General features: G+C 70.5%; 12 protein-coding genes and 1 pseudogene. 5 read left to right on the top strand and 8 right to left on the bottom strand.

The genetic code is table 11. The features are described from left to right. Window positions 1–307: 307 nt before the first annotated feature. The 3 genes and pseudogenes from C3488_RS17615 to C3488_RS17625 form a co-directional block, all read right to left on the bottom strand. Complete coding sequence (locus tag C3488_RS17615; RefSeq protein WP_258053475.1) at window positions 308–997, bottom strand: hypothetical protein; 690 nt, start codon at window positions 995–997, stop codon at window positions 308–310. A 118-nt stretch (window positions 998–1,115) separates the two neighbouring features. Further along, window positions 1,116–1,390, bottom strand: a pseudogene (locus tag C3488_RS17620) (MBL fold metallo-hydrolase); the annotation flags it as partial. A 103-nt stretch (window positions 1,391–1,493) separates the two neighbouring features. Next, window positions 1,494–2,336, bottom strand: coding sequence for a LysR family transcriptional regulator (locus C3488_RS17625; protein ID WP_308460672.1), 843 nt, complete (start codon window positions 2,334–2,336; stop codon window positions 1,494–1,496). Between the two features lie 105 nt (window positions 2,337–2,441). Between C3488_RS17625 and C3488_RS17630 the strand changes: the two genes are divergently transcribed. Both C3488_RS17630 and C3488_RS17635 read left to right on the top strand, forming a co-directional pair. Further along, window positions 2,442–3,362, top strand: a complete 921-nt coding sequence (locus C3488_RS17630; RefSeq protein ID WP_103840453.1) for a zinc-binding dehydrogenase — start codon at window positions 2,442–2,444, stop codon at window positions 3,360–3,362. A 13-nt stretch (window positions 3,363–3,375) separates the two neighbouring features. Continuing rightward, a complete protein-coding gene (locus tag C3488_RS17635) occupies window positions 3,376–3,780 on the top strand; it encodes a nuclear transport factor 2 family protein (RefSeq protein ID WP_103840455.1) in 405 nt (134 codons plus the stop codon). 307 nt (window positions 3,781–4,087) lie between these two features. Here C3488_RS17635 and C3488_RS17640 read toward each other — a convergent pair whose 3' ends face one another. From C3488_RS17640 to C3488_RS17650, 3 genes are all read right to left on the bottom strand, one after another. Then, window positions 4,088–4,723 carry an isoprenylcysteine carboxylmethyltransferase family protein gene (locus C3488_RS17640; protein ID WP_103840457.1) on the bottom strand — a complete coding sequence of 212 codons (636 nt, stop codon included), beginning with the start codon at window positions 4,721–4,723 and terminating at the stop codon, window positions 4,088–4,090. Window positions 4,724–5,379: 656 nt separating this feature from the next. Then, entirely contained in the window at window positions 5,380–6,015 is a 636-nt protein-coding gene (locus C3488_RS17645; protein ID WP_103840460.1) for a response regulator transcription factor, read from the bottom strand. Beyond that, on the bottom strand, window positions 6,012–7,262 hold the full coding sequence (locus C3488_RS17650; protein ID WP_103840462.1) for a sensor histidine kinase: 1,251 nt from the start codon (window positions 7,260–7,262) through the stop codon (window positions 6,012–6,014). Before C3488_RS17650 ends, C3488_RS17645 begins: the two co-directional genes overlap by 4 nt. Window positions 7,263–7,431: 169 nt before the next feature. On the opposite strand from C3488_RS17650, the gene C3488_RS17655 reads away from it, so the two are divergent. Next, the gene (locus tag C3488_RS17655; RefSeq protein ID WP_258053476.1) at window positions 7,432–7,872 is read left to right on the top strand and encodes a hypothetical protein; all 441 of its coding nucleotides are present in this window, start codon (window positions 7,432–7,434) and stop codon (window positions 7,870–7,872) included. A gap of 255 nt (window positions 7,873–8,127) precedes the next feature. Continuing rightward, window positions 8,128–8,571 (top strand): class I SAM-dependent methyltransferase, encoded by a 444-nt coding sequence (locus C3488_RS17660; RefSeq protein WP_374955426.1) that lies wholly within the window; start codon window positions 8,128–8,130, stop codon window positions 8,569–8,571. A gap of 228 nt (window positions 8,572–8,799) precedes the next feature. On the opposite strand, the gene C3488_RS17665 is transcribed toward C3488_RS17660, so the two are convergent. Together C3488_RS17665 and C3488_RS17670 are read right to left on the bottom strand one after the other, a co-directional pair. Further along, complete coding sequence (locus C3488_RS17665; protein WP_103840465.1) at window positions 8,800–10,644, bottom strand: trypsin-like serine protease; 1,845 nt, start codon at window positions 10,642–10,644, stop codon at window positions 8,800–8,802. Between the two features lie 302 nt (window positions 10,645–10,946). After that, entirely contained in the window at window positions 10,947–11,783 is an 837-nt protein-coding gene (locus C3488_RS17670; RefSeq protein WP_103840467.1) for an RNA methyltransferase, read from the bottom strand. 266 nt (window positions 11,784–12,049) lie between these two features. On the opposite strand from C3488_RS17670, the gene C3488_RS17675 reads away from it, so the two are divergent. Then, window positions 12,050–12,985, top strand: a complete 936-nt coding sequence (locus C3488_RS17675) for a glycosyltransferase family 2 protein (RefSeq protein ID WP_103840470.1) — start codon at window positions 12,050–12,052, stop codon at window positions 12,983–12,985. The last annotated feature ends 225 nt before the right edge of the window (window positions 12,986–13,210 follow it).

Below are 13,210 nucleotides of genomic sequence, written 5' to 3' on the forward strand. Positions count from 1 at the left end.
TGATAACCGCGACGAAGCCTGCGGGCTCTGGCACGGTCATGACGGCACGTGCGGTCAGCTCCTTCGGGACTCGGCGGTGCCCGCGCTGGCCACCAGCAGCCAGGGCAGACCCTGTTCGCGCAGCTCCGCGACCGCGTCGAAGGCCGCGATGTCGCCGAGGTCGTCGTACCCCGTGCGGCTGAGGAGTGTGCAGCGGCGATGGCGGTGGGTGGTACAAGAGATGCTGGCCGGCGCGAACGCTGCCGACGGAGCCGGCTTCGTTACCCAGATCGGCGATCAGTAGACCGGCAAGTGACAGAACAACGCCTCATGCTGCGTGGACGCCCCCGGACCAAGATCTGACAACTGGTAAGGCGTAGGTCTCGGCTTCGAATCCCGAAGGCGGCTCCATTCGAACCCCAGCCCGGACAGTGTCTGAGCTGGGGTTTTTGTGTCTAGCGGATGCGGCGACGGCGGCGGGCACGTGCCGCGCGGTTGTCGCCGGTCTCAGTTCTGGTGCGCCGCTCACCCGGGCGTCGCTGAGCGACAGGGCGGTGCTCACGCGGTTGAAGGGTGTGGGGGCGCCGCCCTCCACCACGGAGCGCCGCAGGGAGAAGTTGCCTTCGATGCGGGCCGAGTCGGCCTCGATGCCGGGTATCCGGCTGTCGGTGAATACAAGGGCCTGCGTCGACGCGCCGAGGAGATTCACCGCCTCCTCGAACCAGCATGCCTTCATCCAGAGGGCATGGGCGATCTGCGCGCCCGCCAGGTCCAGGGGCCCGGAGATCCGTGCCCCTGTGAGCCTCAGGCGCGCCACCGCACCCGGTTGCGCGGTGTTCGCGCCCAGCAACAACGCGGCGATCACCACCGCCCGCACCGTCCGCTCGGGTCCCCACCCTCCGCCGTCGGCGACCTGGTCCTCCTCCGGCGTACCCGTACGCAGGTCGACCCTCCGCCCCTCGGGGAACGCGTCCCACAGCTCACGCTCAGGTGAAGTCAACTCATCGTAGGAAAGCACTCGTGCAGAGACGGGGGAAACCCATCGGCGCGCTGCTGGGAACGGCGGGCGAAGTGTTGGCCGTCTGGGGCGGACGGGTATCGCTGAGGGACCTACGCCACTCTTGCCGACGCGGCGATGGTTTCGGTGCTGTGAGACGGATGTCTGCGAACAGGGCGCCGTAGTGGTGGTGAGCAGGTCCGCACTGTGATCGGCGTGCGGATGGGAGATCCAGATCGCGTCGAGCTCTTCCAGCGGGACGTATCGCTGGAGCGGGCCGAGCGTCCCGGTTCCGGCGTCCACCCAGATGCGGGTCTCCCCGCTCGACACCAGGTAGCCGGAGCATGGGTTGTCCGCGCTCGGGTACGGCGTCGCGCTTCCCAGGACGGTGAGACGGATGGGCTCGCTGCTCATCGGGCGATCTTCGTGTCCGGACTGTCGGTGTCGGGGAGCCAGTCACGGTCGGGGTCGTAGTCGAGCCAGCGGCGGGTGCGGCCGATCGCGGTGAAGCCGCGGATCAGGGTGTCGAGGTGGGGGTGGCGGTGGGACGCGCGCCAGGCCAGGGACCATGCGTACAGCGGGGTGGGGCGACCAGAGGGATGGAGCGCAGGCCCGCGTGGTCGGGCAGGGGAGCGTCGGCGGGAAAGAGGGTGAAGCAGTCCGGGTCGGCGCGCAGGTGCGCGGCCAGGTGGTCGAGGCCCAGGTTGGGGCCGTCCTGGTGGCGCTGGACGGCGAAGGCGTCGGCGAAGCGGTGCAGAAAGTCCAGGCGGGACAGTTCCGCTGGGCAGAACAGGGTGCTTGTGCGCAGGGCGGATGGTCTGAGCTCGGCGGCGCTCGCGAGGGGGTGAGAGGTACTGAGCAGTACGTCGACGGGTTCGAGGCGGACCAGGCGCTGGGTGAGGCCCGCTGTGCCGCCGGGCAGCGGGTGCACCCGGCCGAATCCCAAGTCGGTGTCGCCGCGCAGCAGCGCCTGGGCGACGGACGGCCAGTCGCGTCCGGGACCCGGCTCCAGCCGTACGCCGCCGAGCCCTTCGACTGCCTGGGCGACCGTGCGCATCGGCGCGAACAGGTGGCCCCACACGTCGAGCCGGATGGACGGTCCCACACCGCGAAGGACGGCGATTGCCTTGTCACCCGCCGACAGGGCCTCGCGAGCGGCCGGCAGGAATCGCTCACCCTCTTCGGTCAGCCGTACGCCGCCCTCGCGTTCGAACAGCCGGACCGACAGCAGGGTCTCCAGGCGGGCGACACGTTTGGACAACGCCTGCTGACTGGTGCCCAGTTGCCCGGCTGCGCGTCCGAAATGCAGGTGCTCGGCGGTGACGGTGAACGCCCGCACCAGCGCGAGGTCGAGATCCATGGCCCTGACCTTAAGGTGACAACACACCGTTGTTACCACCAGGCCTCCGTTGTTGGCGGGGCACACCCGATGGCCGATTAAGTGCCTCCACAAGGAGGTGCCGACATGAAAGCGCTCATACCGACCGGAGATCCGGCCGAACCCGTTGTGCTCGCCGACGTCCCCGAGCCCACGCCAGGCCCGGACGAGGCCCTGGTGAAGGTCGAGGCGTTCTCGATCAACCGAGGCGAGACGTTCAGGCTCGAACGGCCCGCCGCCGGGGACCGTCCGGGGAAGGACATCGCGGGCCTGGTCGTACAGCCCGCCGCCGACGGGAGCGGCCCCGCCGGCGCCACCCGCGTCGTCGGCCACCCGATGGCCGGCGGCTGGGCCGAGTACGCCGCTGTCCCCACCTCGGCCCTCGCGCCGCTGCCCGACGCCATTGCGGCAGTCGAAGGCGCGGCGCTCCCGCTGGCCGGGCTCACCGCCCTGCGCCTGCTGGACAGCTCAGGGCCCCTGCACGGCCGCCAGGTCCTTCTGACCGGGGCGTCCGGGGGAGTCGGGCACTACGTCACCGAGCTCGCGTCGGCCGCCGGAGCCCGGATCACGGCCGTGACCCGGGACGCCGAACGCGGCGCCCGGCTCGCCGAACTCGGCGCCGAGGCGGTCGTCCACGAAGTCGCCGACGCCCGCGGCCCCTTCGACCTCGTCCTGGAGTCGACCGGGGGCCAGGCTCTGCCTCTTGCGCTGTCCCGGCTCGCTCGGCGCGGCACGCTGATCTGGTTCGGCCAGGCCAGCCGTACGCCGGCGACGCTCGATTTCTTCGACTTCTTCGCCGGTCCGGAATCGGCGGTCATCCGCCACTTCCACTACCTCGACGCCGACACCAGCCTCGCCGCCGACCTGGCGACGCTCGTCCGGCTCACCGCGGGAGGCCGTCTGCACCCGGAGATCGGCCGCGTCGCCGACTGGGCCGAGACCGCGACCGCCCTCACCGACCTGCGGGACCGCCGCATTCGCGGCAAGGCCGTCCTCACCCTCAGCTGACAAGGAGCCCGTCATGACCGATCCCAGGACTGTCGTCGTCCGCTACATCGAGGCCGTCCGCGACGGCGACGCGCACACCATCGCCGCCAGCTTCGCCGAAGACGCCAGCTGGCACTACCCGGGCAGCCTGCCCATCTCCAAGATCTGGAACGGCCGCGACGCGATCGTCAACGAGTTCCTCGGCGGCATGGGCCCGATCCTCGTCCCCGGCACGCTGAAGATCGAACTCATCAGCACGATCGCCGAAGGCGACCGCGTCGTCGCCGAGTGGACCTCCCAGGCCGAGACCGTCCACGGCACCACCTACGACAACCGCTGTATCGGCATCTACACCGTCCGCGACGGCCGGATCACTTCAGTGATCGAGTACGCCGACACCCAGCACGTGGCAGCTGCCCTGTTCCCCGGCACGGACTGAATGACCCAGCTCGAAACCGTCACCGACCGCGCGATCACCCGATGATCCCGGGCTGTGCGACCCCGTGACGGACTTCGCCATACGTCAGCCCTGTGAGCGTCTTGGCCTGCAGGGCAGGACGCCTTCAGCTGACGAAGGCGTCGAAGGTTCTCGGCAAGGAGCCGACGACACGCCTGCGCCCCGTTCTCCTTCCCCGGCCTGGCTCCCCATGAGGACCACCGTCTGCCATCCGGCGGGATCCGGAGGGCCGGCAGCTCTGGCACCTGAGTACGGAGACCCGCTGCCTCCGCCGCGCTCTGGGCTACTGCTACTGGCTGTCGGCATGGCGGGGGCCGACCCGGGCGGGGCGCACCCATGGGACGAGCGCCGGGACGCGAGCACGGTAGGCGTCGTAAGAGGCCCCGAACTGACTGGCCATAAGGTCGTCCTCGATCCGGACCCGGCGCAGCAGCCACGGGACGGCGACCGGGAGGACGGCAGTCCAGACGCCGAAGCCGCAGGCCAGCATGCTGCCGACGATCAGTCCGAGCAGGCCGGTGTAGATGGGATGGCGGACCAGCCGGTAGGCCCCGTCCGTACGCAGCTCGTGGTGCTCCCGGACCATTGGAACGCTGGCCCACATCGTGCCCAGAACCCAGCGGGCCCACAGCAGCAAAGCGGTGGAGGCGACGGTAAGCAAGCCACCCAGGAGTGCGAGTGCAGGCTGCCAGTACTGAAGATGACGCCAGAAATCCTGAGAGTGCCTGACCAGCAAGGAAAATGCGTAGGCGCCGGCGATCAGCAGAACCCGGCGGGGCAACGTGCGACGCAGTCCACGCACCCAGTCGTGCAGACCGGCCTGGCTCTTCACGCCGAAGTAGACAGCACCCACAATCCAGGCCACGACAAAGATCAGGACGCAGACGCCGGTGAGAGCAGCAAGTGCTGAGTGAAGTGAACCCATGCCTCAAGACTGCTCCGAGCGCGAAGCGGATCACCACCACCCACAGGTTGATGGAGAGGTCTCCACCCACGGATGGAGACCCGACAGGGAGGCGCCGACGGCGTGCGCTCGTGCGGGGGCACACGGGTGGCTGCACGGGCCGGACGTGTGGCCGCGCAAGCCGAGACGGAGCTTCGTCAGGTCACTTCGTCGGTCTCGTCCTGAGAGTCCTCACCTGGACGAGAGCGCGGACCTGCGTTGGGCACGTGCCTTTACCAGACGTTCGCGGTGGCGGCGACGGTCGCGCCACCACTGAAGCCGATCATGAGAATTCTGGAGAGGCTTGCAGGAGCAGAGCGAAGGCGCCAGGGAGGAAGAAGATCGCCAGTGCCCACCAGGGCGCTCCGGCAAAGCCGAGCGCGGTGGGCGGGACAGCGGTGATCGGCAGGGCACCAGCGAGTAGACGCCTCAGCGTCCGCAGACCCCTCGCATGGAGCTTGAGAAAGTCGGCGCGAGCAAGCGCCTCTTGAACTGCCTTCTCCACCGGAGCCAAAGGCCGGAAACGCCTGTAACCCCCCTTGAAACCCAAGTGGGTAGTGCGCCATGGATGGAGAGGCCAGGACACCAACGGGCGGACCGCCGCACCTCGTTGACGTCCACGCCGTCGGCCCCGGCTGTCAGGCCATCCCGAGGAAGCGCAGCACGGCGAGCACCCGGCGGTGGTCCGCGTCTGCCTTCGGCAGGTCGAGCTTGGCGAAGATGCTGTTGATGTGTTTGGCCACCGCACTCTCGCTGACCACGAGCTGCTCGGCTATCCCGGCGTTGGACCGGCCGCCCGCCATCAGTTCCAGGACCTCGCGTTCGCGCGGGGTGAGGCGGTCCAGCGGATCACTGTGACGGCGCACCAGCAGCTGGGAGACCACCTGCGGGTCCAGTGCGGTGCCGCCCGCGGCCACCCGCCGCAGCGCGTCGGCGAACTCCTCGACGTCCGCGACCCGCTGTTTGAGCAGATAGCCGATTCCCGACGTGTTGGCGGCCAGCAGATCGGCTGCGTACCGCTCCTCCACGTACTGCGAGAGCAGCAGTACCGTCGTGTCCGGCCACTGCCGCCTGATGACCAGCGCGGCCCGCACGCCCTCGTCCGTGAAACCGGGAGGCATGCGGACGTCCACCACCGCAATGTGCGGCCGGTGTTCCTCCACCGCCGCCAGCAGCGTTTCCGCGTCGCCGACCTCGGCGGCCACCTCGAACCCGGCCATTTCCAGGACCTTGACCACGCCGATCCGAAGCAGGACGGAATCCTCGGCGATCACGGCACGGACGGCAGCTCCACGGTCAAGACGGTCGGCCCCTCGACGGGGCTGTCGACCGACAGCGTGCCATCGACCGAGGCGACCCGCTTGGCCAGCCCCGCGAGGCCGGTGCCGCGGGTGGGGTCGGCGCCGCCCACACCGTCGTCGCTGACGACGACCAGCAGGGTCGGCCCGAAGCGTTCCAGTGTGACCTCGGCTCTCGACGCCTCCGCGTGCTTCACCACGTTCGTCAGCGCTTCCGAGACGACGAAGTAGGCGACGGCCTCGATCGTGGGCGACGGCCGCGACGGCAGGTCCACCTTCACCCGTACCGGGACGGGCGCCCGGGCGGCGAGTCCAGAGAGCGCGGCGTCGAGGCCGCGGTCCTCCAGAACGGCCGGGTGCAGCCCGCGCACCAGACTGCTCAGCTCCTCTATCGCCTCCTTCGCCTCCCGGTGTGCCTCGTCGATCACCCGGCGGGCATCCTCGGGGAGGTCCCCGAGTGTGGCCTTCGCCAGCCCCAGGTTGACCGCCAGGGAGACCAGCCGCTGCTGGGCCCCGTCGTGCAGGTCCCGTTCGATGCGCCGCCGTTCGGCGTCGGCCGCGTCCACAAGGCCCGCCCGGCTCTCGGCCAGGGCCTCGACCCGGCGCGCCAGCTGCTCTTCGCGGCTCGGGCCGAGCAGCACGGTGGCGGCCCGGGTGTCGAGCCGGGCCAGGGCTCCGGAAAGCCAGGAAGCCGCGTAGAGGAGGGCGATTCCAGCAGCGGTGACGTACGCCGCCCAGGTGGTGTGGCCGGGGTGGTCGACGCGCCAGTCCAGCGACACCAGCCAAAGCCATACGTAGGCCGAGGCGGCGGCGATGGCCACGGCCCACAACAGAAGGACGAGAACCGAGGCGAGGGCCAGCAACGGCCCCCCCAGCAGGTGGTACATGAGCTGCCACCGACCCGGCGGGGACCGCAGCCAGTTGCGCAGCGGGGGCCGCGGTCCGCTGTAGGGGGAGGGGATGTCCACGCTGAGCCGGGTACGGAAGCGGCCGTGCTGTGCGGCGGTCAGCAGCGGACCGCCGAGCACGACGGCGGCGAGCGGGACGAGCACCGCGAGGAGGATGGCAGCCATCGACACCGGGACGAAGAGCATCCACGGCAGGGCCATGACCAGCAGTACGCCGAGCTGGATCAGGACCCCCGTGGCAATGAAGGCGACCGATCGTCCGGCTCCTTGGAACGGCCGCAGGACAACATCCCGCAGGCGGGCGGTGATGGGCATGGGCCAACGGCAGGTCGCGAGGTCAGGGGCGGGCCATGGCGTAAATGGCCGCCTTGGGGGTGCAACCAGTGCCACCCCGGAACGGATACCCGCGTTACTGACCGTGAGCGCCGCGCGCTGAAGGCTTGAGGACGTGAAGGGAAGCGGGAAACACGAAGGGACCGAGCCGATGAGCGTGCTGATCACCGGTCAGGGGCAGGGCCGGCGGTCACGGTCCGCCGGGACGCGGGCTCGCCGCGGGTGCGGTGCGGAACACGTCCTCGTCGTCAGCGGGGTGGCTCTGCTCCCCTGGCTGGTCGTGCTGGCCGACGGCCTGCCCGGAACCACCACGGCCGCGCACTGGCGCGGTGCCTGGATCGGCCTGGACGCCTTGGAGGCCCTGGGCCTGATCGCCACGGGCGTGCTGGCCGTACGCGGCCACCACATGCACCGGCTCACGGCCGCCGCCACTGCGACGCTGCTGGTCGTCGACGCCTGGTTCGACACGATGACGGCGGCACCGGGCGCGGACCGGTTCGCGGCGGTGGCGATGGCGGTCGGCGCGGAGCTGCCGCTGGCGGTGAGGTGCGCCGTGCTGGCGGTGACGGGGCGGGTCCCCCCGACGGCCTGACCGCCTTCGGCCCTCGGCCTCCTTTCGCGCAGCCGCCCACCACCACCGCATCGGAGAAGACCCATGCTTCACCCTGTCCTGACCAAGCCCGGCGTCCGCTGGGCACTCGCCGCGGGTGCCGTAGCCGCGGGAGCCTGGTGATTCGGCGACCAGGCCCCATACCCCTACAGCCAACGCAGGCTGCTCGACCTGCAGTTGCCCTGCCTGACATCGAGCCACCTGGACTCCGTGCTCAGGCCCGGGCCGGGTGAGCGGATGCTGGAGGTCGGGCCCGGCACCGGCCTTCAGTCGCTGCACGTGGCGCCGCAACTCGGGCCGGAGGGGCGCTTGGACGTCTTGGACATCCAGCCGGAGATGCTCGATCACGTGATGCGCGGCGCGCAGCGGCGGGGTATCACCAACATCACGGCGACCCGAGCCGACGCCCGCGACATCCCCTTTGCCGACGGGACGTTCGATGCTCTGTACCTGGTGACCGCCCTGGGCGAGATACCGGAGCCGGAGCGGGTGTTGGCCGAGGCGGTCCGGGTGCTGGCCCCCGGCGGCCGATTGGTGGTCGGCGAGTTCTTCGACCGCCACTGGATCCCGTTCGGCACATTGCACCGCCTCGCCGACGCGTCCGGCCTCCACCTGGCCGGCCGCCACGGGTTCACCCTTGCCTACCTGGCCCGCTTCCACCCCTGCTCAGCGGCGGCCTGACCCGGCCGGCCGGCCCGTCAGCGGGGCGGGCCGGTCCGGCGGGACGGACGTCCCGTCCTGAAGGCCCCCTTCCGGCGGGGCCGTCACACGGCCCTCGACGCACTCCGGTCGTGCGCCGCGACCGTAGCCCGGCAACGCGAACGGGCCCGCGTGCGCCCTGGTCAGGACGCACGCGGGCCCGTTCTCACCCGGTGTCCGGGTGCGGGATCGATCTCCCGCCGGTACCGGTCAGCTCAGCCGGTAGCCGCCGTAGCCGTATCCGATCTTGATGCGGGAGGCCAGCGGGTGCGAGACGTCGCCCGTGCCTTCGTACAGCCACAGGTTGCCGCTGCTGTCGCGGGCGATCAGGTCGGAGTGACCGTTGCCGGTCATGTCCCCGTTCATCACGTACGCGTTGTAGTGGAAGCCCCAGCCGATCTTCACGCGGGACGCCAGCGGCGCCGACGGGTTGCCGGTGCCCTTGTACAGCCACAGGTTCCCGGACGAGTCCTGGGCGAGCAGGTCGAGCTTGCCGTCGCCGGTGAAGTCGCCCTTGCCGAAGACGTTGCTGCCGTACTGGCCCCAGCCGTAGCCGAGCTTGACGCGCGAGCCGAAGTTGCCGTGGCCGGTGCCCGGGTAGCGCCAGAAGTTGCCGCTGGAGTCGACGGTCAGCAGGTCCTGCAGGCCGTCACCGGTGACGTCGCCGGGTACGAGCATGACCTTCATGCTGTTCCAGCCGGTCCCGAGCGTGGTGACGTCGGTGTTGCCGGTGGACACGTTGTAGTGCTGCCAGTACAGGGTGCCGTCGGTGGTGCGCACCAGCAGGTCGGCGTAGCCGTCGCGGTCGAGGTCGGCCTGGCGCACCAGGTTGACCCCGCTCCAGTCGCCGAGCGAGATCCGCGAGCCGAAGGACTTGCCGCGCGAGTCGTACTCGTAGCCCTGGCCGTTGGAGGCGATCGCGAACATGTCCGCGCGACCGTCACCGCTCAGGTCCGTGTCGTCGATGCGCGGTTCGGTCGCCCCGATGTACGTGCTCAGCTTGGTGAAGACGCTGTACGAGCCCTGGGCCACGCAGTCCTGCACGCCCCACGACACGACACCGACGACGCGTCCGTTCACGACCAGCGGGCCGCCGGAGTCGCCGTTGCAGGTGGCGACGGTGCCGCTGTCGGAGCCGCTGGCCGGGGTGCCGACACAGGTCATGGCGCCCGCGACGAAGTCGCTGCCGTAGTAACTCGAGCAGGTCGAGTCGCCGTTCACCGGCACGGTGGCCTTGCGCAAGGTCTGCGAGATGTCCTGGCTGGTGGAGCTGGTGCGCCCCCAGCCGTAGATCTGCGCCTGGGTGCCCGCCTTGTACGACGCGGTGTCGTCGGAGGTGGTGATGGGCAGCGGCTTGGCGCTGATCGGGTCGGGCAGCGTCAGCACGGCGACGTCGTTGACGGCGGTGCCGGTCGAGGTGATCTTGAACGAGGAATCGTTCCACTGCCGCCAGACGCCCGACACCGTTCCGCCGTGGAAGTCGGTGGTGTTGGTCGACGGGTCGGTGGTCGGCAGCTGGTCGGTGCCGTAGACGATGGCGCCGTTGTTGTGCCAGTCGTAGCCCGAGACGCAGTGCGCGGCGGTGAGGATCTTCGTGGGCGACACGACGGTGCCGCCGCAGAAGAAGCCGACGTCGTCGCTGGTGTCGCTGGTGCCCTTGTCGTCGTAGTACCACAGCTGCACCATCCACGGGGCCGTGGAGATGCTGGTGGTCGTGCCGCCGATGATCTGCGGGCTGGCGGTGCCGGAGGTCGACGGCTGCGGCTCCGGGCTGGTGCTGGTGGTGCCGGACGGCGCGCCCGCGCTCGCGGCGGGGCGCAGGCTGGCCGGAGTGTTGGCGGCCGGCGCGGCGAGCGCGCCGTGCACGCGGGCCTTGAGCTGCGACTTGCCGACGCTGTCGTGGCCCTGAACACCGATGTCCGTCGGCACGGGCGCCGCGTGGGCGGGCGCCATGAGGAACGCACCGGCGCCGCCGAGGAACAGCGTGGCAGCAGCGGTGCGTACGGCTATCCGGCCCCGGCGGCGGTGATTCCCGCCTTTGTGGGCAGAGGACACTCAGGTCTCCTGATGGGTGAAGATGCTGGAGAAGTGCTTGAAGGCAAGCGGCTGATGTTACTTCCAACTCGACGATCTTCACCAGTCTCACAGGCCACAGATGCATAAAGTTTTCGCCTGGGCCACCGGATGGCTCTCCTGTGAGGGAGCGGATCGCGAACGCTCCCGTGGCGGAGCCGAGTTGTCACTGGTGGCGCGTCCGCGTGCCCGGGAGCAAGCACAGGCGTGTGCCGCAGGCCGGCGACGACGCGCGGGGCATGGCTCGAATTCCCCGTCATCAAAATGGAGTTCGATGCCCCGCCTCAGCGTCGGCCCGACGCCATCCGCTGCCGTACGGCCTCGTAGGTGAACAGCGCCGCGGACACCCCGACATTGAGCGAGTCCACCTGGCCGAACATCGGGATCTTGGCCTTCGTGTGACTGCCCCCGAGCCACCGGTCCGACAGGCCGTACTTCTCGCTGCCCACGAGGATCGCCGTGGGCCCGGTCATGTCGACGTCCGCCATCAGGACGTCGGTGTCGGGGGTGGTGGCGACGACGTTCACCTGGTGGTCGGCCAGCCAGCGCATGACCTGTTCGGAGTCGGCCGAGGCGATCGGGACGGCGAACACCGTGCCCTTGCTGGCCCGGATCACGTTGGGGTTGCCCCAGTCGGTCACCGGGTTGGCGGAGATGACCGCGGTCACTCCGGCCGCGTCCGCGGTGCGCAGCATCGAACCCAGGTTGCCGGGCTTCTCGACGCTCTCGCAGATCAGGAAGAGGGAGCGGTCGTCGACCTGGATGCGGGAGAGGTCCGTCTCGATGTCCGGCACGACGGCGAGCCAGCCGTCCGGGCCCTCGCGGTACGCCGCCTTGTCGAACGCCTGCCTGCTGAGGCTGTACAGGGCGGCGCCGCGTTCGGCCGCACGGGCCACCACGTTCCGCGGGTCGGACCCGCCGGTCAGCGCGGGGCAGAAGTACAGCTCACGGGGGCGTACGCCGGCTCGCAGCGCGAGGTCCAGTTCCTCGTACCCCTCCACGAGGGTCACTCCGGCGGCCTGCCTGCTGCGCCGGCGGCGGAGGGCGGCGAGTTCCTTGACGTGGGGGTTGCTCGGGCTGGAGATCTCCTTGGGCGACCCGGCCCGGGGGTTGGACGGCATGGGCGGTGGGAGTCACGGTCCGCGGCGGGCTCCGATCCTCCGTCCCCTTTCTCGTGTTCTCGCTGGTGCTGCTGTGGTGCGCTGCGCTGCCGCGCGGTTGCGGCCAGCGTACATGCGGGCCCGGGGGAGGGGGCGCTGCGCACCCGCGCGCCCCGTCCCGCCCCGTACGTCCCGGAAAGTCGTCCGGTGCCGGGACAACCGGAGGACCCCCGGGCGTCCTCTTGGTGAACGGCTAGCATCGCGAGGTCGGTCTTCGGTGGGATGGGGTGTCGCAGGCGCAGGCGCAGGCGCAGGCGCAGCCGCAGCAGGAGCAGGGGCCCAGGATCGCCGTCGCCGTCGTGACCATGGGCAACCGGCCCGCCGAGGTCGACGCGCTCCTCAGGTCCGTCGCCAAACAGGACCTCGCCCCCTCCCGCATCGTGATCATCGGCAACGGCTGCCCGCTGCCCGAGTTCGCCGAGCGCCTGGACCTCCCCGGTGAGGTCACCTGCATCGAGACCGACGAGAACCTCGGCTGCCCCGGCGGCCGCAACGTGGCCCTCGCCCGGCTGCGGGAGTTCGGGGACGTCGACGTCGTGGTGGAACTCGACGACGACGGGCTGCTCGTGGACGTCGACGTGCTGCGCCGCGTACGGGACCTGTACGCCGCCGACCCCCGGCTCGGCATCGTCGGTTTCCGCATCGCCGACGAGCACGGCGAGACCCAGCAGCGGCACGTGCCGCGGGTCGGGGCCGCCGACCCGATGCGTGGCGGGGAGGTGACCGGCTTCCTCGGCGGCGGGCACGCGCTGTCCATGGCCATGCTCGCCGAGACCGGCGACTGGCCCGCGGAGTTCTTCTTCGCGCACGAGGAGACGGACCTGGCCTGGCGGGCCGCCGACGCCGGATGGACCATCCTGTACGCGCCGGAGCTGCTGCTCCAGCACCCGAAGACCTCACCCGCCCGGCACGCCGTCTACTACCGCGTCACGGCTCGCAACCGCGTCTGGCTCGTACGGCGGCGGCTGCCGCTTCCCCTCATCCCGGTCCACCTCGGGGTGTGGATCGCCGTAACCCTCCTGCGCACCCGGTCGGCCAGTGGGCTGAAAGCCTGGTTCGGTGGGTTCGTGGAGGGGCTGCGGACCTCCGGTGGCGCACGGCGGCCCATGCGCTGGCGCACGGTGTGGCGGCTGACCAGGCTCGGCCGGCCGCCCGTCATCTGAGGGGTCCGGGAGGATCCGGAAGCCCCGGACGGTCCGGAATTCCCGGACGGTCCTCTAGCCCCGGACGGTCCTCAAGCCCCTGACGGTCCTCAAGCCCCGGACGGTCCTCAAGCCCCGGATGAGCCGGAACCCCGGTTGCGGGAGGCCCCGGTTGCGAGACGCCCCGGTTCCGGGACGCCGGGGGAGTAGCCCGCGCGGTGGTGGGCAGGCACACCCCATGCAGGC

This window comes from Streptomyces sp. Ru72, from assembly GCF_002920635.1.
Classification (GTDB): domain Bacteria; phylum Actinomycetota; class Actinomycetes; order Streptomycetales; family Streptomycetaceae; genus Streptomyces.